This is a genomic window from Burkholderia cepacia GG4, from assembly GCF_000292915.1.
Taxonomy (GTDB): Bacteria; Pseudomonadota; Gammaproteobacteria; order Burkholderiales; family Burkholderiaceae; genus Burkholderia; species Burkholderia cepacia_D.
In genome coordinates, this window is record NC_018513.1 from 46,243 (window position 1) to 66,590 (window position 20,348).

At 68.0% G+C, this 20,348-nt stretch carries 19 protein-coding genes; 6 read left to right on the top strand and 13 right to left on the bottom strand.

The genetic code is table 11. From position 1 onward, the window contains the following. Nucleotides 1-168: 168 nt before the first annotated feature. A complete protein-coding gene (locus GEM_RS00225; RefSeq protein WP_014895449.1) occupies nucleotides 169-657 on the bottom strand; it encodes a MarR family winged helix-turn-helix transcriptional regulator in 489 nt (162 codons plus the stop codon). 174 nt (nucleotides 658-831) lie between these two features. Here GEM_RS00225 and GEM_RS00230 point away from each other — a divergent pair, with 174 nt between their 5' ends. Together GEM_RS00230 and GEM_RS00235 are read left to right on the top strand one after the other, a co-directional pair. Then, the gene (locus GEM_RS00230; RefSeq protein WP_014895450.1) at nucleotides 832-1,116 is read left to right on the top strand and encodes a multidrug ABC transporter ATPase; all 285 of its coding nucleotides are present in this window, start codon (nucleotides 832-834) and stop codon (nucleotides 1,114-1,116) included. A 280-nt stretch (nucleotides 1,117-1,396) separates the two neighbouring features. After that, entirely contained in the window at nucleotides 1,397-2,932 is a 1,536-nt protein-coding gene (locus GEM_RS00235) for an efflux transporter outer membrane subunit (protein WP_014895451.1), read from the top strand. A 27-nt stretch (nucleotides 2,933-2,959) separates the two neighbouring features. Here the strand turns inward: GEM_RS00235 and GEM_RS00240 are convergent, their stop codons facing one another. From GEM_RS00240 to gspG, 8 genes are read right to left on the bottom strand one after another with little or no spacing between them, the layout of a single operon-like run. Beyond that, entirely contained in the window at nucleotides 2,960-3,748 is a 789-nt protein-coding gene (locus GEM_RS00240; protein ID WP_014895452.1) for a type II secretion system protein N, read from the bottom strand. Between the two features lie 31 nt (nucleotides 3,749-3,779). Further along, a complete protein-coding gene (gspM, locus tag GEM_RS00245; protein ID WP_014895453.1) occupies nucleotides 3,780-4,286 on the bottom strand; it encodes a type II secretion system protein GspM in 507 nt (168 codons plus the stop codon). Then, nucleotides 4,283-5,653: a type II secretion system protein GspL gene (gene gspL, locus GEM_RS00250; RefSeq protein ID WP_014895454.1), complete on the bottom strand. Its 1,371-nt coding sequence runs from the start codon at nucleotides 5,651-5,653 to the stop codon at nucleotides 4,283-4,285. Before gspL ends, gspM begins: the two co-directional genes overlap by 4 nt. Nucleotides 5,654-5,677: 24 nt before the next feature. Continuing rightward, entirely contained in the window at nucleotides 5,678-6,805 is a 1,128-nt protein-coding gene (gene gspK / locus GEM_RS00255) for a type II secretion system minor pseudopilin GspK (protein WP_014895455.1), read from the bottom strand. Nucleotides 6,806-6,807: 2 nt separating this feature from the next. After that, on the bottom strand, nucleotides 6,808-7,512 hold the full coding sequence (locus tag GEM_RS00260) for a PulJ/GspJ family protein (RefSeq protein ID WP_187293236.1): 705 nt from the start codon (nucleotides 7,510-7,512) through the stop codon (nucleotides 6,808-6,810). Then, the gene (gene gspI, locus GEM_RS00265; RefSeq protein WP_080599416.1) at nucleotides 7,490-7,945 is read right to left on the bottom strand and encodes a type II secretion system minor pseudopilin GspI; all 456 of its coding nucleotides are present in this window, start codon (nucleotides 7,943-7,945) and stop codon (nucleotides 7,490-7,492) included. The genes GEM_RS00260 and gspI overlap by 23 nt, the downstream gene beginning before the upstream one ends. A 2-nt stretch (nucleotides 7,946-7,947) precedes the next feature. After that, nucleotides 7,948-8,490 (bottom strand): GspH/FimT family pseudopilin, encoded by a 543-nt coding sequence (locus GEM_RS00270; protein WP_014895458.1) that lies wholly within the window; start codon nucleotides 8,488-8,490, stop codon nucleotides 7,948-7,950. Between the two features lie 43 nt (nucleotides 8,491-8,533). Beyond that, on the bottom strand, nucleotides 8,534-8,986 hold the full coding sequence (gene gspG / locus GEM_RS00275; RefSeq protein ID WP_014895459.1) for a type II secretion system major pseudopilin GspG: 453 nt from the start codon (nucleotides 8,984-8,986) through the stop codon (nucleotides 8,534-8,536). 177 nt (nucleotides 8,987-9,163) lie between these two features. On the opposite strand from gspG, the gene GEM_RS00280 reads away from it, so the two are divergent. Continuing rightward, complete coding sequence (locus GEM_RS00280) at nucleotides 9,164-9,574, top strand: hypothetical protein (protein WP_014895460.1); 411 nt, start codon at nucleotides 9,164-9,166, stop codon at nucleotides 9,572-9,574. A gap of 30 nt (nucleotides 9,575-9,604) precedes the next feature. On the opposite strand, the gene gspF is transcribed toward GEM_RS00280, so the two are convergent. The 3 genes from gspF to gspD are packed head-to-tail and all read right to left on the bottom strand — an operon-like array spanning nucleotide 9,605 to nucleotide 14,635. Continuing rightward, nucleotides 9,605-10,822: a type II secretion system inner membrane protein GspF gene (gene gspF, locus GEM_RS00285; RefSeq protein ID WP_014895461.1), complete on the bottom strand. Its 1,218-nt coding sequence runs from the start codon at nucleotides 10,820-10,822 to the stop codon at nucleotides 9,605-9,607. 4 nt (nucleotides 10,823-10,826) lie between these two features. Further along, a complete protein-coding gene (gspE, locus tag GEM_RS00290; protein WP_014895462.1) occupies nucleotides 10,827-12,326 on the bottom strand; it encodes a type II secretion system ATPase GspE in 1,500 nt (499 codons plus the stop codon). Further along, entirely contained in the window at nucleotides 12,323-14,635 is a 2,313-nt protein-coding gene (gene gspD / locus GEM_RS00295; protein ID WP_041490416.1) for a type II secretion system secretin GspD, read from the bottom strand. The genes gspE and gspD overlap by 4 nt, the downstream gene beginning before the upstream one ends. Nucleotides 14,636-15,002: 367 nt before the next feature. Here gspD and GEM_RS00300 point away from each other — a divergent pair, with 367 nt between their 5' ends. Together GEM_RS00300 and GEM_RS00305 are read left to right on the top strand one after the other, a co-directional pair. Beyond that, nucleotides 15,003-15,452 (top strand): lytic transglycosylase domain-containing protein, encoded by a 450-nt coding sequence (locus GEM_RS00300; protein WP_014895464.1) that lies wholly within the window; start codon nucleotides 15,003-15,005, stop codon nucleotides 15,450-15,452. Nucleotides 15,453-15,638: 186 nt separating this feature from the next. Further along, nucleotides 15,639-16,952 carry a GTP-binding protein gene (locus GEM_RS00305; RefSeq protein WP_014895465.1) on the top strand — a complete coding sequence of 438 codons (1,314 nt, stop codon included), beginning with the start codon at nucleotides 15,639-15,641 and terminating at the stop codon, nucleotides 16,950-16,952. Nucleotides 16,953-17,083: 131 nt separating this feature from the next. On the opposite strand, the gene GEM_RS00310 is transcribed toward GEM_RS00305, so the two are convergent. Further along, nucleotides 17,084-17,362, bottom strand: coding sequence for an HU family DNA-binding protein (locus GEM_RS00310; protein WP_006401505.1), 279 nt, complete (start codon nucleotides 17,360-17,362; stop codon nucleotides 17,084-17,086). Nucleotides 17,363-17,751: 389 nt separating this feature from the next. On the opposite strand from GEM_RS00310, the gene mnmC reads away from it, so the two are divergent. After that, complete coding sequence (gene mnmC / locus GEM_RS00315; protein WP_014895466.1) at nucleotides 17,752-19,710, top strand: bifunctional tRNA (5-methylaminomethyl-2-thiouridine)(34)-methyltransferase MnmD/FAD-dependent 5-carboxymethylaminomethyl-2-thiouridine(34) oxidoreductase MnmC; 1,959 nt, start codon at nucleotides 17,752-17,754, stop codon at nucleotides 19,708-19,710. The last annotated feature ends 638 nt before the right edge of the window (nucleotides 19,711-20,348 follow it).

The following is a 20,348-nucleotide window of genomic DNA, read 5'->3' on the forward strand; positions in this document are numbered from 1 at the left end:
TCCTAGGCCCGGCGCACACGACGCGCCGGCACAGAGCACGGGCGCGCGACACCGCGCGGCCCGGCCGGGGGGAACGGATAAGCGGACAGACAGAGCACGTGCCTCGTCATCTTCTGCCCAGACAGAGAAATAAGCGAATGCTTAACCTAGACATCGGGCCTCCCGCGCTCAGCAGTCCGGTTCGTCGGGCTTCGGGCAGCCGGCGTCGCCGGGCCCGTTGGCGATGAAGCGCTGCAGCAGGCCGGTGAGCGTCGCAAGTTCGTCGGCCGAAAAGCCGGCGAGCTGCGTGTTCAGCGCGGTCGCGATCAGCGACGGCAGCGCGCGGGCCGCATCGGCGCCGCGTTCGGTCAGCGTCAACTCGATCACCCGGCGGTCCTGTTCGCTGCGCGAGCGCGCGACCAGGCCCTTGCGCTCGAGACGGTCGAGCATCCGCGTCATCGAGCCGCTGTCGTACGACATCTTGCGCGACAGCTCGAACGGCGTACGCGCATAGCCGCGCGACAGCAGCAGGATCACACCGATCTGCTGCGCGGTGAGGTCGTACGGCTCGAGCGCGCGATCCATCCGCTCGACGAGCGCCTGCCGGGCCTTGGTCAGGTAGTAACCGAGGCTCGTTTCCAGTGCGATGGTGTCGGGATCGTAGAGGCCGCCGTTCATGCGATTGCGCGCGCAGCAACAGTGCGTTTCAGGTCAAAACGCGCCCAGTATCTTGAAAAATGCTTGCTTAGTCAATATTATTTCAGTCAACCAGTTACGACGTGCATGTTGCACTGCCGGAGACGATGTTCTGACCGCTGCGCCTGCGCTGCCAGGCCCCCGAGGATGTTCGCGATGCTGTTCCTGAAAAATGCCGCCGGCGCGCTGCGCCGCAACCTGACCGATACCGCTCATCATGTGTTCTCCGGGCCGCACCGCGGCTGGAAAATCGCGCTGTACGTGACGATGCTGGTGGTACCGGGCGGATCGCTGGCGGCGCTCGGGTTCGCATGGTTCGATCATCGCCGGCAGCGCAACGCGAAGGGCGCCGCACGCCGCACGAGCCAGCCGGCGGCAACGGAGCCGTCGACATGGCGGTCCGCCGCCGAACCCGTCCCGCTGCCCGTGCGCTGCCACTGACGCCGCGCCACTGCCGCCCGCCTGACTGACTGACCAACGGCCGCGCCAGCCGCGGCCCGTTGTCGTATTCGACGGACGCGTTCCCTGTTTCGCCCGCAAGCGGTCCGTAATGGCCCGTAAACCGGCCGGCCGCGCCGGTAACACATGCGCACCGCTGCGCACCGTACCCTTAGGGCTGCGCAGCTTTCCCGCCGTCAGTTACCATTTGTCCGCCAGCGGCACCACGACCGCATCGCGCGACGCCGCTCGCCGGCCGTCGCGCCCAGACAGGAATACCACGATGCCGTACGCCCCCCTCCCGCGCGCCTTTCGCCCGCTGAGCGCCGCCGTCGCCGTTGCGACGGCCGTGCTGCTCGCCGGCTGCGCCGTCGGGCCCGACTATCACCGGCCCGACACGTCGATCCCCGCCGCCTTCAAGGAAGCGCCGGCCGGCTGGAAGGTCGCGCAGCCGGCCGACCGGGCCGACCGCGGCCCGTGGTGGAGCGTCTACAACGATCCGCAGCTCGACGCGCTGATCGGCAAGCTCAACGCGTCGAACCAGACCATCGCGCAATCGGCCGCCGCGTACCGGCAGGCCCGCGCGCTCGTCACCGAGGCGCGCGCCGCGTATTTCCCGACCGTCGGGCTGACCGCGTCCGGCTCACGCGCCCGCTCGGCGCGCACGTCGGGGTCGTCGAGCTTCGGCAGCAGCTCATCGATCAGCAACAGCTACAGCGTCGGCCTCGACGCAAGCTGGGAACCCGACCTGTGGGGCAAGGTGAGCCGCACCGTCAGCGCGCAGCGCGCCGGCGAAGCGGCCGCCGCGGCCGATCTCGCGAACGCGCGGCTGTCGCAGCAGGCGTTGCTCGCGCAAACCTACTTCCAGCTGCGCACGTCCGATGCGCTGCAGAAGCTGCTCGACGACACCGTGAAGTCGTACGGCGAATCGCTGAAGCTCACGCAGAACCAGTACGCGCAGGGTGTCGCCGCGCGCGCGGACGTGATCCAGGCGCAGACGCAGCTGCAGAGCGCGCAGGCGGCGGCCATCGAAAACGGCGTCGCGCGCGCGCAGTACGAACATGCGATCGCGACATTGATCGGCGAACCGGCCTCGACGTTCTCGCTGCCGCCGAACCCGCTCGCGGCCGAACCGCCGATCACGCCGGTCGACGTGCCGTCCGCGCTGCTCGAGCGTCGGCCCGACATCGCGGCGGCCGAGCGCCGCGCGGCTTCCGCGAACGAGCAGATCGGCGTCGCGATCGCCGCGTTCTTCCCGACGCTCACGCTGTCGGCCACCGGCGGCTTCCAGAGCTCGGTGTGGTCGCAACTGTTTACGCTGCCCGCGCGGTTCTGGACGGTCGGCCCGCAACTCGCTGCAACGCTGTTCGACGCCGGCCTGCGCGCCGCGCAAACCGACGCCGCGCGCGCGACCTACGACCAGGACGTCGCCGCGTATCGCCTCGCGGTGCTCACCGCGTTCCAGGACGTCGAGGACAACCTCGCGTCGCAGCGCATCCTCGCGCAGGAAGTCGACGTGCAGCGGCAGGCCGTCGACAGTGCCGAGCACGCGCTCGCGATCGTCACGAACCAGTACAAGGCCGGCACGGTCGCCTACCTGAACGTGCTGACCGCGCAGACCACCGCGTTCACCGCGCAGCAGAAGCTCGCGACGATCGCCGGGCAGCGGATGGTGTCGTCGGTCGGGCTCGTGAAGGCGCTCGGCGGCGGCTGGGATGCGTCGGACATGACGCGCGAAACGGGCGACATGGCCGCGCCGGCACCGGTGCCGGCGTCCGGGGCGGCGGCGCCGGCCGCCGTGCCGGTCGCACAGAAGTAAGCGGGAAAGGAGTGGGCGCCGCGCGCGTCAGCGCGTCGCGTCGCCGAAGATCAGCGACACCTCGTTGTTGCCGAGCGGATGGCCGAGCAGGTTCAACAGCCCCGCGAGGTTCGCCTGTTGCTCGGGCGCCGCATGCGCGGTGCCGCGAAACCCGCCCTGACCGGGGCCGAAGCTGCCGTGCCCGTCGAGGAACAGCGGGCCCTGCGTCGTCGACAGGTCGAGATCGGCGCCCGATCCCTTCGCCTGCACTACTGCGCGGTACGACCCGAGCGGCTTCACGCGCGACACGCGCGAACTCATCGAATCGATCGTCACCGTCAGCTGGCCGAACGCGTTGGCGCCGATCATCCGCCAGTCGGTCCAGCCGAGCCGCACGTTGCCCTGCAGGTCGAGCGTGTTGAACGGCGTGCCGAGCCCCGCGAGCAGCGACGCGGGCACGGCCATCGTGCCCGCCGACAGCACCGCGCCGCGCCACGTTGCGTCGAGCGTGACCGCATCGGGCATCGCCTCGGTCTGCCGCATGTGCATCTGCACGCGCCCGGTCAGGAGCGGCCAGAAGCGCGTGGTCCATTCGACCCGGCCCGGCAGCAGCGTCGCCGCGCTCTGGTCCGCGCCCGGCGCGAGCATCAGCGTGCCCGACCCGTGCCACAGCGAGCCGTCCGGATCGACGAGGTTCACGTGGCCGCCGGTCGCGCGCGCGAACTGCGGCGCGATCCACGCGGCCGGCGCGAGCGCGACGAGCGTCACCGCGGTCGCGAGCCCGCCTGCCATCCCCCACTGCAATGCGGCGACGAGCCGCCTGATCCCTGGCCTCATCGGCCGACCGCCGCTGGTTTCATCCACTGCGTCATTTCTGCATCGAGGGTTGCATCACGGCCGTCAGGTCGACCTGGCCGTCTTCCTTCAGTCCGGTCACGTGCGCTTCGCCAACCTGCACCTTGAACTGCCGGCGCGCGTCGTCGAGCCACTGCGTCCACACCGGGAACGGCACGTTCTTCATCTGGATCTGCACGCCGTTGCCGACGATCTGCGCCTGCGCGCCCTGCAGCCCGTGATCGGACAGCGACGCGGTCAGCGCATCCTTCAGCGCCAGCCCGGTCGGCGCGACGCCTTGCGCGGCGGCCGTCAGAGACTTCGCCTCGTTGGCCTGCTCGGTCATCTGCGCGAGCTCGCGGCGCATCGTCGGCAGTTCGTGCCGGATCCTGGCGCGGCCTTCCTGCGCCGGCGACCACAGCACCGAATACGCGATCGCGACGGCCAGCACGGCGCCGCCCCAGCCGAGCAGCGTCTTTTCGCGCGGCGTGCGCTCGCCCCAGAACTGGGCCAGCGTCTGGTTCAGTTGTTCGGTCTTCATGAGCGGCTCCGGATCGTCCATTTGCCGGTGCTGCTGTCGACTTCGCCGGCCAGCCCGTTGCGTGCGAGACGCTGCGGGAAATCGGGGTCGACCTTGACCTCCGGCTTGAAGCCGACGTCGAGCCGCCGATCGTGATAATCGAGCGACGCGATCCCGTTCAGCGGCAGCGCGCCCATCGAACGCGACAGCCCGCTCGACAGCGCGAGGAAATCGTTCGGCGACAGCTCGCCCGCCGCAACGCGCAGCTGGTCGAGCTGGCGCTGCATCTGCGCGGGCGGATCGAGCACCGTCGTCGTCTTCGGGAACGCGGACAACAGCGTCTCGGTGATCTGCGCGGACAGAGCGTCGCGCTCGCGCGACAGCTTCCACCAGTGCACGTTCATGCCGATCACCGCGACGCCGAGCGTGGCCGCGACCAGTGCGATCGGCACGCGCAGGCGCTTCACCGTCGCGCGATCGAAGCGCCACGGCTGCGACTCGAATTCGAACTGGCACAGATCGAAGTGCTCGGCGAGCGCACGCCGCGCGAACGTGTCGAACGACAGCGGCTGCGCACCCGGCAGCAGCGGGCCGTCGGCGCGTCCGACCGACGCGAGCCGCGGCTCCGCGCCCGGCTCGCCGAGTTCGTACAGTTCGACGTCGCCGCCGCCCGCGAGCGCGGCCAGCGTGCCGCCGGCGCGCGATGCGGGCGCCGCGAAACCTTCGCCGAGCGCACCGCGCGCGACCGCGAGTTCGAGTCGCGGCGCACCGGCCGCCGCCGGCTGCGCACCGGCTTCGACGAGTGCCGGTTCGACCGTCGTCGCGAGCCCGAGCACCGCGGCCACCGCGGTCGGGCGAACGGTCGGCTCGGCCGCATCCGTGATCGCGTCGGCTTTGACGGCCTCACCGTCGGCAGGTGCTTGAAGTGCCGTTTCCGCCGCCGCGCGCGGCGCGGGCAGGCAGCGTGTCGCGGGCACCGCGCTCAGGTGCCGATGGCCGGCCGCGGTGAACGCTTCGCAGATCGTGCGGAACCACGCGCGATCGACGACGGCCAACACGCGGCGGCCGTCGGGCAGCGCGACCGGATCGAGTGCGATATGGCAGCCGAGCGGATCCTGGATCAGCTGATCCTCGACGATGTTGGGCAGCGCCTGGCGCAGCTTCGGCCCCTTGAGCGGCGGCACGGTCGCGGCCAGCAGCAGCACGTCGCGCGCAGCGACGATCAGCACCGTCGCATTCGCGCGCGGCAGCAGCGTGAGCGCGGCGCGGCCTGCGCGCTGCACCTGGCCGGCCTTGTCCACGAGCGTGAACGGCAGCTCGGGCCACTGCCACTCCTGCAGCGGCACGGCCGGCTCGCGCGGCGGCAAAGAAACAATCAGCGTGCTCAAGAGCTCCTCTCCCGAATGGCGTCGTTATAGCTGGTCGCGGATGCGCACGACCCGCGTCGAATGTGTGGTCGGATCACGATACACGAGCGAGGTGCGATCGACCTCCGCGCGGTCGTGCTGGATCCGGCCGTGCACGATGAAATAGCTCGAATTGACGTCGACGAGGCTCGAATCGATCGTCACGTTCGGCGCGCCGGCACCGCGCAGCGCGAGCTGCACGTCGCCGACGTTGCGGAAAAACACGGTCTCGCGGCGCGCCACGAGCGCCTGCGCGGACGACACGCCCATCCCCGGTATCAGCGCCGCGATTACCTCGGCCGGGGCGGTATTCATGTTGACCGGCGTCGTGGTCGGCAGCACGGTGACGAACGGGCGCAGCCGCGCGACCATCTCGGGCGTCACGCCTTCGACGTCGAGCAGGCTGTCGACGCCCGTCAGCAGCAGCGGCGCGGGGCCGCGATCGCCGTCGGACATCCCCGGTTCGTCGGTGAAGTTGCCGGCCTGCATGTCGTCGCCGGCGACCGGCGCGGTCGCGGCCGTACCGGCGCCGGGCAACGCCGGCGTCTGGAAGCGCGTTGCCGAATGCATCAGGCCCGCGCGCATCTGCAGCGCGATCCGTTTTGCCAACGCGCCGTCGTAGCCGAGCGTCGTCAACAGCCGCTGGAACGCCTTGAGCTGCATCACGTTGAGCTGCAGCACGCCGGGCGCCGGCGACGACACGAGGTTGCGCAAGTTGTACTTCGCCTGCGCGTCCTCGATCGATCCGGAGATGTAGGTGTCTTCGCCGCCATTGTCGTTGGGCGCGCCGATCCGGCCGAGGAAATCCGACAGCTTGGTCTTCGCGATCGGCACGGCCCAGATCCCGCCGAGATAGGTGATGCCGGGCGCCGTGTCGCCTTCGGAGCGCAGGATCATGCGCGTCCAGTCGAGCGCGCCGCGTGCGACCCACTGCGCCTGCGCGATCACGCGCTGGTTCTCGATGCGGCGAATCTGCACCTGCTGGCGCCACAGCATCCCCGACACGAGGATCGCCGACAGCGCGACGACGAGCAGCGCGGTGATGATCGCCGCGCCGCGCTCGCGGCGGGCGCGCGCCGGCCTGCGTGCGGCGGCACCAGCGGCGAACCGGGAGCGGCGAGGGCGTGTGCACATCGTCATTCCCCGACGAGGAAGATGCGCGTGACGGGCACGCGCAGCGACGTCGCGCCGATGCTGACCTGCAGCCCCGTCACCGCGCGCGTCGGCGGCGCGTTGCCGATCTGCGGCACTTTCAGCGCATCGTTGTTCTGCGACAGCGCGTCGTTGGCCGTCTGCAGGTTGGTGGTCCAGCCGACGCGCGGCACGTACAGCTTCGCGTCGATCGCGCCGACGCCACCCATCAGCGCGACCCAGCTCCAGCCCTCGACGCTGCTGTCCTTCAGCACGCCCTGCAACCGGTTCGCATCGTCGAGCGGCGGCGACGCGTAGCGCACGACGCGCCCGCCGGCGATCCGGTAGCGGACCACCTGCAGCCGCGGCGCGGCGCCCGGCACATCGAGTTCACGCACGATCTGCAGCGTATTGCCGGCGACGCCGATCGCCGGCTGGCCGGCTTCGTCGTCGGTCGCGGCGAGCCGCGCGTCGATGCGCATCTGGTCGAACATCTGCGCGAACACGCGCTCGTCTTCCATCGCGGACGCGACCTTGTCGCGGCCGCGCATGATCTGGTCGAGCCCGCGCCACGAAAGGATCGCGACCACCGCGAGGATCGCGATCGCGATCATCAGTTCGATCAGCGTGAAGCCTTTCGGACGCGGCACGTGCACGCGGCGCGCCGGCGGGCGTCGCATCGGCGCGTCAGAGCGGACGGATGGTTTCATTCGCGACCACCGTCACCATTTGCGCGAGCACGCCGGCGCGCCCCGGCATGCTCACCGACATCTGCACGCGCCGGAACACCGGGTTCGGCGTGGTGCTCACGCGTTGCGTGCAGACCAGCTGCACGTTGCCCTGCGAACAATCGAAGCTCTGCTCGCCGACCTCCGGCCACGCATGCGTGAGCCGCAGTTGCGCGAGCGCGTTGTCGGCACTCCAGCCGGCGAGCAGCCGGCGATGGAGATCGGACGCGTTGGTCGCCATCGTGCCGACCGCACGGATCGACGCGGCGAGCGCGACCGCGATGATCGCGAGCGCGACCAGCACCTCGATCATCGTGAAGCCGCGCGCCACAGGAAGTCCCCTTGGGGGGCGCGCCGCAACAAGTTCACTTGGGCGGCGGGAAGAAGAAGCCGGGAAGGGCAGGCGACGACGCATCGTCATTGCACCTCGTAGCGGCCGTTGCCGGTGCCGACGATCGTCGCGCTGCCGACCGCCGAATGCAGCGTCACGCGCACCGGCGTGTCGATGCTTTCGGTGCCGAACACGACGCGGCTCGCGCGCGTGTCGGACCCGGGATAGTCGATGTCGGCGCCCGTGACGCCGCCGTCCCAGTCGCGCGGGCGCAGCAGGTCGTCGCGCAGCGTGCGCCAGCCGTCGGGCGAGCTCACGTCGAAACGAAAGCCGTGCGCGGTCGGCTGCCACGCGATCGGGCGCGCGCGTACCTGCGCTTCGTCGCCGGCGCTCTCGAACAGCAGCGCAATGCGCTGCGCTTCCTCGCGCAGGTCGGTGCGCGGGTTACGCGTCAGCGACAGCGATGCCAGCGACACCAGCAGGCCCGCGATCACGAGCACGACCAGCATCTCGAGCAGCGTGAAGCCGCGTGCGCGCGCATGCGCCACGGCCGCGACGCGACGCACGCGGCTGTCGCGGTCGGCGCGGCGAGCGCGAGCAGAGCGCAACGGCGTGCGAAGGGCGGGCATGAAATGAAGAACTAGGACGAACGTCGGGCCGACCAGCGCAGGCTTACTGCCACGAACCGATGTCGGTGTCGTTGCCTTCGCCGCCTTCCTTGCCGTCGGCGCCGTAGCTGAACACGTCGATTTCGCCGTGCACGCCCGGGTTCAGGTACTTGTACCCGTTGCCCCACGGATCGTTCGGCAGGCGCTCGAGATAGCCGCCGTCCTTCCAGTTGTTCGGGATCGGATCGGTGGACGGCTTCTGGATCAGCGCGTTCAGGCCCTGCTCCTGGGTCGGATAGCGGCCGTTGTCGAGACGGTACAGCTTGAGCCCCTGCATGATCGTGCCGATGTCCTGCTTCGCGGCGATACGGCGCGCCTCGTCGGGACGGCTCATGATCTTCGGCACGATCAGTGCCGCCAGGATCCCGAGGATCGCGACCACCACCATGATCTCGATCAGCGTGAAACCGCGCTGACGGCGCACGGCCGCATTACGGCGAGTGATCCACGTTTGCATGACTGACTACCTCTTTACAAAAAATGTCGTCGATTGAGTGACGCAGCCGGCGCATTCCGGACGCTTGCCTGACGGCAAGCTTCCGTTTCCCCGGGCGCGGAGCACGCATTGTAAGGCGTGCATTGCCGAGGGCTTTCACCCAACGCAAATTTCATATACATCCGTACAATAGCGCGCATGAACGCGCTCTCGATCCGGATCCTCTCCCTAGCCCTCTTCGCGGGTTTGTGCGCGACGGCCACCTACTGGGTCGTCACGCTGTCAGCCCGCCAAGCGCCGCTGCCCGCCGCCGCCGCGCGGTTGCCGATCCGCACCGAGGACGCCGCCGCGCTCTTCGGCGGACAGCTCGACAAGAATCCCGTGCAGGACATCCACCTGTTCGGCATTCTCGCGCTCGATCATGGCGGCGCTGCGATCGTCGGCGTCGGCGGCGAGCCGCCGCGCGCCGTGTCGCTCGGCGCGGACGTCACGCCCGGCGCGAAGCTCGCCGAAGTCCGCAGCCGCTCGATCATCGTCGACCGCAACGGCGCCCGCGCCGAAATCCAGCTCCCGGCCAACACGCCGTCCCCCGCGATCTACATGCGTTGAACGCTGGCGGCCTGACCGACGCTCAGGCCGTCACTGCACCATGTTGTTCAGCTCGATGATCGGCAGCATCACGGCCAGCACGATCACGAGCACGATCCCGCCCATCGCCAGGATCAGCAGCGGCTCGAGCAGGCTCGTCAGGAACATCGTGCGCCGCTCGAGTTCGCGCGCCTCGCCTTCCGCCGCACGGTCGAGCATCGTCGTCACGTCGCCCGTCGCTTCGCCGGAGCGGATCAGGTGCACGAGCACCGGCGGAAACGTCTTCACGTTGTTCAGCGCGCGCGACAGCGCCGAGCCTTCGCGCACGCGCACGATCGCATCGTCGATGTTCGCGCGCATCGCGCGGTTCGACAGCGTCTCGCCGGCCGCCTGCAATGCGCGCAGGATCGGCACGCCGGCCGCGGTGAGGATGCCGAGCGTGCTCGCGAAGCGCACCGTGTTGTAGCCGCGCACGAGCTTGCCCGCGAGCGGCGCGGTCAGCACCCAGCGGTCGAACGCGAGCCGCGGCCCGTCGCGCGACAGCGTCGCCTTCACGAACCACACGACGAGCGCGACCGCGATCAGGATCGCCCACCACCAGTGCCGCACGAAATCGGACAGCGCCATCATCACGATCGTCAGCAGCGGCAGCTGCTGCTTCGTGCTCGCGAACACGTTGACGACCTGCGGCACGACGTAGCTCAGCAGGAACGTGACGATGCCGAATGCGATCAGCGTGACGATTCCCGGATACGTGAACGCCAGCAGGATCTTCTGCTTCAGCGCGTTGCTCTGTTCGATGTAGTCGGCGAGCCGCGACAGCACGATGCCGAGCTTGCCGGTGTGCTCGCCCGCCGCGACCAGCGCGCGATAGATTTCCGGGAAGTCGCGCGGATGCTCGCCCAGCGCATTCGCAAGCGAATGGCCGCCGAGCACCTCGGCGCGGATCGCGGCCATCAGTTCGCGGATATAGTCGCGCTCGGCCTGCTCGGTCAGCACGCCGAGCGCTTCGTCGAGCGGCAGCCCCGCAATCAGCAGGCTCGCGAGCTGGCGCGTGAGGATCGCCTGTTCGCGCTGCGTCAGCTTGCGGCCAAACGCGAGCCGCTGCGAACGCGCGCCGCGCGTCGCGCTGGCGGCCGGCTCGACGACGAGCGGCGTGAGCCCCTGCGTGCGCAGCTGGCCGCGCGCGCCACGCGCGCTGTCGGCATCGATCACGCCTTTCTGCGGGCGCCCCGCCGAATCGATTGCTTCGAAACGGAATGCCGGCATCGCGCTACGCGCCTCCCGTCACGCGCAGCACTTCCTCGAGCGACGTCGCCCCGGCCGCGAGCCAGCGCTCGGCGTCGTCGCGCAGTGTGCGCATCCCTTCCGCGCGGCCCGCGGCGAGAATCTCCGCATCGGCCGCGTTGCGGTGGATCAGCGTGCGGATCGAGTCGTCGATCACCAGCAGTTCGTATACGCCGCGCCGGCCCGCATAACCCGAATGGCCGCACTTGGCGCAGCCGACCGGATGCCAGACGGTGCGACCTTCCTCGTGCCGCTCTTCCTTGCAGACCGGGCACAACTGGCGCACCAGGCGCTGCGCGAGCACGCCGAGCAGCGACGACGCGAGCAGGTACGGCTCGACGCCCATGTCGGTCAGACGCGTGACCGCCGATGCCGCATCGTTGGTGTGCAGCGTCGCGAGCACGAGGTGGCCCGTCAGCGACGCCTGCACCGCGATCTGCGCGGTTTCGAGATCGCGGATTTCGCCGATCATGATCACGTCCGGGTCCTGGCGCAGGATCGAACGCAGCGCACGGGCAAAGGTCATCCCGATCCGCTCGTTCACCTGCGTCTGGCCGATGCCGGACAGGTCGTATTCGATCGGGTCCTCGACGGTCATGATGTTGGTCGTCGCCGTCTCGAGCCGCGACATCGACGCGTACAGCGTCGTCGTCTTGCCCGAGCCGGTCGGGCCCGTCACCAGCACGATCCCGTGCGGGCGGCCGATCAGCTTGTCGAACTGGCCAAGCGTGTCGCGGCCCATCCCGAGCGCTTCGAGGTTCAGGCGCTGCGCATCCTTTTCCAGGAGACGCAGCACCGCCCGCTCGCCGTGCCCGGTCGGCAGCGTCGACACCCGCACGTCGACCGGCCGGCCGCCGACACGCAGCGTGATGCGGCCGTCCTGCGGCAGGCGTTTCTCGGCGATGTCGAGTTGCGCCATGATCTTGATCCGCGAGATCAGCGCGCCGTGCAGCGCCTTCTTCGGGCGCACGACGTCGCGCAGCGTGCCGTCGACGCGAAACCGCACGACCGACGCATTCTCGAACGGCTCGATGTGAATGTCCGATGCCTGTTCGCGCGCCGCTTGAGTGAGCAGCGCGTTGATCATCCGGATGATCGGCGCGTCGTCTTCCGACTCGAGCAGATCTTCGACTTCGGGGATGTCCTGCATCAGTCGCGACAGGTCGACTTCGCCTTCGACCTCGCCGACGATCTGCGCCGCGCTGCCGTCCTGGCGCGCGTAGGCCTGGTTGATCGCCTGCGCGAGCTCGTCGGCCGGCACGCGATGCACGGAAATCGAACCGAAGTTGCGCGCGATTTCGGCGAGCGCCGCATCGTTCGTGCGCTCGCTGACCCACACCTCGAGCGCGTCGTCGAGCTGGTGCGCGATCAGCACCTGGCCGCTCTTCGCGAAGCCGTACGGCAACAGGCGCGCGGCAAGCGGCGACGGCGGCTGCCGTTCGCCCGGCGCGCCGTCTTGGGCAGAGGACGCGAGCACGTTGCTCACTGCGAGGCTCCCGGCGTGGCGGTCAGCGGTTGTTGCGGGATGGTCTGCTGCGGCACGCTCTGCGGCTGCACCTGGGCCGGTGCGGGCGCGGGCGCAACCTGACGCTGCAGCTGCTGGCGACGCATCTTGTCGAGATCGAACAGGTTCCCGGCAGGCGTACCGCCCTGGCTCGGGCCGAGCGGCATCGGCGGGACGACCGGATCGTCCTTGTCGCGGATCACGTTGTTATCCGACTTGTACGCGCCCGTCACGCCCTGGATGTAGTCGTAGCGGTTCGCCGTGACTTCCTGCGCGGTACTGCGATCGGAGATGATCACCGGACGCAGGAACACCATCAGGTTGGTCTTCTGGCGCTGCTTCGATTCCGAACGGAACAACTGGCCGATCCACGGGATGTCGCCGAGCAGCGGCACCTTGCTGTTCGACACCTGGTAGTTGTCCTGCATCAAGCCGCCGAGCACGATGATCTCGCCGTTGTCCGCGAGGATCGTCGACTGGATCGAGCGCTTCGTGAAGGTCGGGCCGGTCTGCGCGCTCGTGGTCCCGCTGACGACCGCCGAATCCTCCGTGTACAGCTGCAGCTTCAGGATCCCGCCGTCGGTGATCTGCGGCTTCACGTGCAGCGTCAGGCCGACGTCGCGACGGTCGTAGGTATTGAATGCATTGCTCGTCGTGCCGCTCGTCAGGTTCGAATACGAACCGGTCGCGATCGGCACGTTCTGGCCGACGACGATCTTCGCTTCCTCGTTGTCGAGCGTGATCAGGTTCGGTGTCGACAGCACGTTCGCGTCGCTCACGCCCGCGAAATACTGCAGCAGCGCGCCGAGCCCCTGCACGCCGAACATGTTGTGCAGCCAGCCGATGTTGAGGCCCTGGTTGAGGTTCGCGAGATTGGCGGCCAGCCCGGTGGTGGCCGCCGTGCCGCCGGTCGTCAGGTTGATGATGCTGTTGCCCGCGACGTTGCCGGCCGTGGCCGCCAGGTTGGTGCCGCCGAGGAACTGGCCGCTCGCCACCTGCCACTGGATGCCGAGGTTGCCCTGCGTCGTCGAGTTCAGCTCGACGATCAGTGCTTCGATATAGACCTGCGCACGCCGCGCGTCGAGCTGGTCGATCACCGAGCGCAGGTTCCGGTAGACCGGATCGGACGCGGTGATGATCAGCGAGTTGGTCGCCGCATCGGCCTGGATCATCCCGCCGGGCTGGTTGTCGTCGCTCTTGTCCTTGTCGCCGCCGAGCAAGCCGGCGGTGCCGAGGCCGCCGCTACCCGACGCGCCGCTGCCGTAGGACGACGAAGACGAACCGCCGAGGCCGCCGGACGGCAGCGGCGGGGTGCCGGACGTGCCGGTCGAGAAGTTGCCGCTCGACGACGAGCCGCCGCTCTGGTTGAAGCTGTTCGCATCGTTGGACGACGCGGACGAGCCGCTGTCGCCGCTGCTCTTGCCGAGCATCCCGCGCAGCGTCTTCGCGAGCTTCACCGCATCCGCGTTGCGCAGCGGCACCACGTGCATGTTGCCGGGCACCGCGCTCGGCGCGTCGAGCTGCTGCACGAGGCGCTTCGCCGCCGCGAGGCGCGAGGCGCTCGAGGCGCGCAGCATCAGCGAGTTGGTGCGCGGGTCGGCCGTGACCGACACCTTCAGCGTCGCATCGCTGTTGCCGATCGCGCCGGGGTCGAGCATCTTCTGCAGTTGCGCGGCAAGGTCGATCGCGTTCGCGTTGCGCAGCGGCACGACCTGCACCTGCGCGCCCGCGGCGCTGTCGACGCCCGAGATGATCTGCGCGATGCGGCGCACGTTGTCCGCGTAGTCGGTGACGACGATCGTGTTGTTCGCCGGGTAGGCGGTGACCGTGTTGTTCGGCGAGATCAGCGGCCGCAGCACCGGCAGCAGGTTGTTCGCCGATTCGTTGTGCAGCTCGAACACCTGCGTGATGACCTGGTCGCCGCGCGCCTGCGGCGCATTGCCGACGTAGGTCGGCACGCCCTGCAGCTTCGCATCGGCCTCGGGCACGACCTTCAGCACTCCGTGATCCTGGACCAGCGCGAAGCCCTGCATGCGCAGTGCCGACTGCAGCGTCTTCAGCGCCTGGTCTTCCGGCACCGGCCGTTCAGCGACGAGATTGAGCTGCCCCTTCACCCGGGGGTCGACGATGATGGTCTTGCCGGTTGCGGCGCCGATCGCCTTGGCGACCTGGTCGATATCCGCATTCACGAAATTGAGCGTGACCTGAGCGTAGGCGGCCTGCGAGACGATGATGCCGGCGACGATCAGGGTCGTGGCAACGCGCCGCATAACGAAGCGATTTCTTGTCATGGATGAATGGGTCGATGCCGGCTCAGGCCACTTCCGGCGGTAGTGCTGGGATCCAGGTCCTAAAGGGGCGACATTAGCAGTTTTTCATGTCCGAAATATCACATTGATCCGAGGACTGTCTCACATACGACATGTATCCGGCGTAGCGTATGCGATTTGTAAGATTCCGGCGCCGCCTTGGCATTCCGGCCATCGCCGTCGTTTTGCGATGAATCGACACGGAAATGCGATATAAACGGGCTGCCGTCTTTCGCATGTCGCAACGTGACGGACTATCGGTATGATACGAGCGACGCGTTTCGCGCCGCACGAATAACTGACACGGGTTTTCCCGACCCACGTGCCATTCCCTTTTCGTTTCCGCACCATGAACAGACGGTTCGCATCGATCGCGTTGATCGCCGCCGGCGTGTGGTTCGCCTGCGGAAACGCTCGCGCGGATTGTTTCGACGAGGCCGCCCGCTACCAGAAGGTCAATCCGCTGATCCTGCGTGCGATCGCCTGGCAGGAATCGCGCAACCGGCCCGACGCGCAGAACAAGAACACGAACGGCTCGGTCGACTACGGCCTGATGCAGATCAATTCGATTCACCTGCCGGCGCTGTCGCGCTACGGCATCGGCCGCGACACGCTGATGGAACCGTGCAAGAACGTCTACATCGCCGCGTGGCATCTGCGCCAGAAGATGAATCGCTACGGCAACACCTGGCAGGCCGTCGGCGCCTATCATTCTGAAACGCCGTCGCTGCGCGACAAGTATGCGCGGCAGATCGCCGGCATCCTGACGCAGTGGAAGCTGCTGCCGCCCACGCCGTGACGCCGCACCGCATCGCGCGCTGACACCGCGCCGCTCGGCCGGCGCGCGTTTGATGCACAATGCGGGCTCACGCCGCAGTTTCGACTGGCCCCGGGCGACCGGCTTCGGACGACCGGCTTCGGGCCGATCGCGCCCCGCAAGGGCACCGCGGCCGCTTTTTCATCTTTTCCGTTGGTGCAAATCGTTATGAATCCGGCAATGAACCAGCCGTTGCCCGTCACCGTGCTGTCCGGTTTCCTCGGCGCCGGCAAGACCACGCTGCTCAATCACATCCTCGCGAACCGTGCGGGCCTGAAAGTCGCGGTGATCGTCAACGATCTCGCCGCAGTCAACATCGACGCGTCGCTCGTGCGCGATGCGCAGGCGCTGTCTCACGTCGAGGAACGTCTCGTCGAGATGTCGAACGGCTGCATCTGCTGCACGCTGCGCGACGACCTGCTCGTCGAGATCCGCAACCTCGCGGCGGACGGCCGCTTCGATGCGATCGTGATCGAATCGACCGGCATCGCGGAGCCGATGCCGATCGCCGAAACCTTCACGTTCGTCGACGACGACGGCGCATCGCTGTCGAAGGTCGCCCGGCTCGACACGCTCGTCACCGTGGTCGACGCGTTCAATTTCCTGCGCGACTACGGTTCCGACGATGCGCTCGCGACGCGCGGCATCGCTGCGTCGGAGCAAGACGATCGCACGCTCGTCGAACTGCTGATCGAGCAGATCGAATTCTGCGACGTGCTGGTGATCAACAAGGCCGACCTCGTCGGCGCGGACGAACTCGCGCGCCTGCAGCACATCCTCGCGCGGCTCAACCCGCGCGCGCACCAGGTCGTCTCGACGTTCGGCAACGTGCCGCTCGACGAAGTGCTGAACACGGGCCGCTTCGATTTCGACGAGGCAGCAAACGCGCCGGGCTGGCTCGCGTCGCTCGATCAAGATCACACGCATTGCGACGACCCCGAGTGCCACGATCCGCATCATGCGCACGTGCACGGTGAAGCCGACGAATTCGGTATCGGCAATTTCGTTTACCGTGCGCGCCGGCCGTTTCATCCGGCACGACTCTGGGCACTGCTGCATCAGGAGTGGCCGGGCGTGCTCCGTAGCAAGGGCTTCTTCTGGCTCGCGACGCGCAACGACATCGCGGGTTCGCTGTCGCAGGCGGGCGGTGTCTGCCGGCACGGCCCCGCGGGCCTCTGGTGGGCCGCGCAGGATCGTGCGGAATGGCCGGACGACGACGAGCTGCTCGCAGAAATTCGCACGGAATGGCAGGGCGACCTCGACGACCGCTCGATCGGCGATCGCCGTCAGGAACTGGTGCTGATCGGCATCGGGCTCGACGCCGATGCATGGCGCGAGAAGCTTGACGCATGCCTGCTCACCGATGCGGAATTCGCGCTCGGCGCAGCGCAATGGACTGCGTTCGACGATCCGTTTCCGGCATGGGATGTCGACGCGCACGACGACGACGAGCCGGGTGACGCGCAGATCGTGCACGCGTAACGCGCGGTAAAAACGGTCAGCAAAAAGTAACCGTTAAATCTTGCAAGAGTGGTGCGGACTGTGGCGAAAATGCCGCCGCACCCAACAAAAAACCCGCCGAATGGCGGGTTTTTTTTGGAACAGGCGCTGAATTAACGCTTGTTGACGGCGTCCTTGAACGCCTTGCCAGCCGTGAACTTGACCGTCTTGGCTGCCGGGATCTTGATGGTTTCACCGGTCTTCGGGTTGCGGCCCGTACGTGCTGCGCGCTTGCCCGAACCGAAGCTGCCGAAGCCGATCAGCTGAACCGCATCACCCTTCGACACGGCTTTCTTGATAACTTCGAGCAGCGTGTCCAGCGTTTCGCCGGTTTGAGCCTTGCTGGCGCCCGTTTGGGCGGCGACGGCGTCGATCAGTTCCTGTTTGTTCATTAAGGTTCCTTTTTCAGGTTAGGTTTGACACGAACAGCGCGAACGCGCCGATTATACGTGCGCGAACCGTGCCGTCGAGAGTCAGACTCCGACGTCACAGCGCCGAATCCTGGCCCGCGCGACGTGCCGGCCGGCTTGCCGGCGGCCACCCCGCGGTACGGCGTTGCTATGATAGCGCAGCGCAAACCCAATAACGACAAGGGTTTCAAAGATTTTCATCGGTATTTCGCCGAATGATTCGTCGATTGCCCGTTTTTTGACCTGCGCCAACCGAACAGGAGACGCGGCCGGGTTCGCCCGCGCGCAACGCCGTTGGCTTTTGCCGACGGCGCGCCGGACACCTCCGCGCAATCCCTTGCCAGGCTTGGCTGCCACGATTTTTGTTTCGCATGCCCGACCGACTCGTTCCCGCCACGCTCGCGCTTCGCGACGACGGCATTCTCGTCTCGCCCGAGTACGGCGAGCTCCATCGCGACGCGTCGCACGCACTCGCGCACGCGCATCGCATGCTCGCCGGCAACGGTCTGCCGGCGCGCTGGCAGGGCCGCCGCACGTTCACGATCGTCGAGACGGGATTCGGCACGGGTAGCCATTTCCTCGCGACGTGGGCCGCATGGCGCGACGATCCCGCACGCTGCGAGCGGCTGCATTTCGTCGCGGTCGAGCCGCATCCGTTCTCGCGTGAAGACCTGCGTCGTGCCGTTTCCCATATAGTTGCTAACACAACCAATTCGGCGAATGCCGATGCGCTGGTCGACGCATGGCCGATGCTCGTGCCCGGCCTGCACCGGCTCGAATTCGACGCAGGACGCGTGGTGCTCACGCTTGCGTTCGGCGATGCGCGCGACATGCTGCAACGGCTCGTCGCGCATGCCGATGCGTTCTATCTCGGCAGTGTCGCAGCGGCCGCGGATGAGGATCCGTTGTCGACCGACGTGATTCGCGCACTCGCGCGCAGCGCCGGCGAAGGCGCGACCTATGCGACGCATGCGCGCACCGACGCCGTGAAACAAGCGCTCGTCGAAACGGGGTTCACGAGCCGCGACATCGACGATTGCGCAGGCGAACCTGCGATGCGCGCCGGCGAATATGCGCCGCGCTGGCGGATGCGCCGGCACGAACCGCCGCGCGCATTGCCGGTTGCCGCGCGCCGCGCGATCGTGATCGGCGCGGGCCTTGCCGGTTGCGCGGTCGTCGAACGGCTTGCCGCGCGCGGCTGGGATGTCACGCTGATCGAGCGGCACGACCGGATCGCGAGCGCGGCATCGGGCAATCCGGCCGGCGTGTTCCATCCGCTGATGACACGCGACGACAACGTCGCGAGCCGGCTCACGCGCGGCGGTTTCCTGCATGCGCTCGGACGCTGGCGCGCACTCGAACGCGCGGGTCATGCATTCGCGCGCAGCACGCACGGGATGATCCATCTCGCGGAATCGGCCGACGATTTCGCGCGGATGCGCGATGCATTCGACGCGCTCGGCGCGCCATCCGACTATGTGTCGCTGCTCGACACCGACGCCGCGCGCGCGCACCTGAACCTGCCGGTCGCCCACGGCGGCCTGCTGTTTCCGCACGGTGGCGCCGTCTGGCCGGCGGGGCTGTGCGCCGCGCAATTCGCGGCGGCCGGCGAGCGCGTGACGCTCCAGGCCGGCACCGAAGTCGCGCGGCTCGAGCGTCATGGCGACACGTGGCGCGCCGTCGATGCGGCGGGCGGCACGCTGGCCGAAGCACCGGTCGTCGTGCTCGCGAACGCGGGCGACGCGGTGCGTCTCGCGGGCCTGCGGCATGTCGTGCTGCAGCCGGTGCGCGGCCAGCTCACGCTGCTACCGCCCGGCAGCACGGCGCCGCTGCCGTGCCCCGCGATCGGCGACGGCTACGCGGTGCCGCTCGATGACGGCACGTTGCTGATCGGCGCGACGTTCGAGCCCGACGACGTCGATCCGGCGATGCGCACCGCCGGACATATCGAAAACCTCGAGCGCGTGCGGCACCTGCTGCCAGGCTTGATCGGCGACGTGCCGGACGTCGGCACGCTGCACGGCCGTGTCGCGTTCCGCTGGGTCGTCGCCGACCGGGTGCCGCTGATCGGTCCGCTCGCCGACGAAGCGCAGGCCGTCGCGAACGCGCGCGCGCTGAGCGGTGCGAAGGCGCGCGACCTGCCGCGCACCGCCGGCCTCTACGGCGCCTTCGGCTACGGTTCGCGCGGCCTTGTGTGGGCCGCGCTCGGCGCGGAACTGATTGCGTCGCAACTCGAAGGCGAGCCGTTGCCGCTCGAGCGCGAACTCGTCGATGCCGTCGACCCGGCCCGGTTCCTGATCCGCGCACTGCGCGGCCGCCAGATCGGCTGATCTGGTCAGTCGAATCCTCACAGTTTCCCGACTTTCCTGCGCAAGGTTATCCACTCGGCGCTGTGGATAACCGCGCGGAATAAGCGCGCACTCCGTGTGCAATCACAGTGGACGTAAACTGGGTAACTCGGCACAGCTGTGAAACGGCCCGAAAGTTGCTCAACTCAAACCTCTGTGAGCAAACAGCCTGTTCAACGGGTTACGTGAGCGCCAACACATTGATCTGTCTACGGAAACTGAAGTTATCCACAGAACTGTGCGCGCCTTGTTAACTTCTACTACGTATATATACAAGTAAACCGTTGAAACCAAAGACCTGCGGTGCCGCACAGCGCCGCGAGTCGATTCAATCGGTTCCAGAGCGAAAAAGCTGTGGCACAATCAGTTTCCTTCGCGTTCGTTCGGCCAAGCGCCGGACATGCTTCAATGGAACGGTCGGCACGATTTCGAATCTGAATCTTCGAGACAGCGCAGTCCGTTCACACACCAGGCCGACAATCCAGATCGGCAGCCTGAACGACAGTTCCGCCGAACGGTGGAAGAGGCGGATCCCATGTCCGCCGTCGTCGACCACAACAAGTACATTCGGGGCGATACCCAGCCGGCGCGCATCTCATTTCTGACGCTTGACCCCGCGC

Coding starts and splice junctions, on each gene's coding strand:
- GEM_RS00225 (WP_014895449.1), bottom strand. CDS start 657: ATGAACGGCGGCCTCTACGATCCCGACACCATCGCACTGGAAACGAGC.
- GEM_RS00230 (WP_014895450.1), top strand. CDS start 832: ATGCTGTTCCTGAAAAATGCCGCCGGCGCGCTGCGCCGCAACCTGACC.
- GEM_RS00235 (WP_014895451.1), top strand. CDS start 1,397: ATGCCGTACGCCCCCCTCCCGCGCGCCTTTCGCCCGCTGAGCGCCGCC.
- GEM_RS00240 (WP_014895452.1), bottom strand. CDS start 3,748: ATGAGGCCAGGGATCAGGCGGCTCGTCGCCGCATTGCAGTGGGGGATG.
- gspM (WP_014895453.1), bottom strand. CDS start 4,286: ATGAAGACCGAACAACTGAACCAGACGCTGGCCCAGTTCTGGGGCGAG.
- gspK (WP_014895455.1), bottom strand. CDS start 6,805: ATGTGCACACGCCCTCGCCGCTCCCGGTTCGCCGCTGGTGCCGCCGCA.
- GEM_RS00260 (WP_187293236.1), bottom strand. CDS start 7,512: ATGAAACCATCCGTCCGCTCTGACGCGCCGATGCGACGCCCGCCGGCG.
- gspI (WP_080599416.1), bottom strand. CDS start 7,945: ATGCGTCGTCGCCTGCCCTTCCCGGCTTCTTCTTCCCGCCGCCCAAGT.
- GEM_RS00270 (WP_014895458.1), bottom strand. CDS start 8,490: ATGCCCGCCCTTCGCACGCCGTTGCGCTCTGCTCGCGCTCGCCGCGCC.
- gspG (WP_014895459.1), bottom strand. CDS start 8,986: ATGCAAACGTGGATCACTCGCCGTAATGCGGCCGTGCGCCGTCAGCGC.
- GEM_RS00280 (WP_014895460.1), top strand. CDS start 9,164: ATGAACGCGCTCTCGATCCGGATCCTCTCCCTAGCCCTCTTCGCGGGT.
- gspF (WP_014895461.1), bottom strand. CDS start 10,822: ATGCCGGCATTCCGTTTCGAAGCAATCGATTCGGCGGGGCGCCCGCAG.
- gspD (WP_041490416.1), bottom strand. CDS start 14,635: ATGACAAGAAATCGCTTCGTTATGCGGCGCGTTGCCACGACCCTGATC.
- GEM_RS00300 (WP_014895464.1), top strand. CDS start 15,003: ATGAACAGACGGTTCGCATCGATCGCGTTGATCGCCGCCGGCGTGTGG.
- GEM_RS00305 (WP_014895465.1), top strand. CDS start 15,639: ATGAATCCGGCAATGAACCAGCCGTTGCCCGTCACCGTGCTGTCCGGT.
- GEM_RS00310 (WP_006401505.1), bottom strand. CDS start 17,362: ATGAACAAACAGGAACTGATCGACGCCGTCGCCGCCCAAACGGGCGCC.
- mnmC (WP_014895466.1), top strand. CDS start 17,752: ATGCCCGACCGACTCGTTCCCGCCACGCTCGCGCTTCGCGACGACGGC.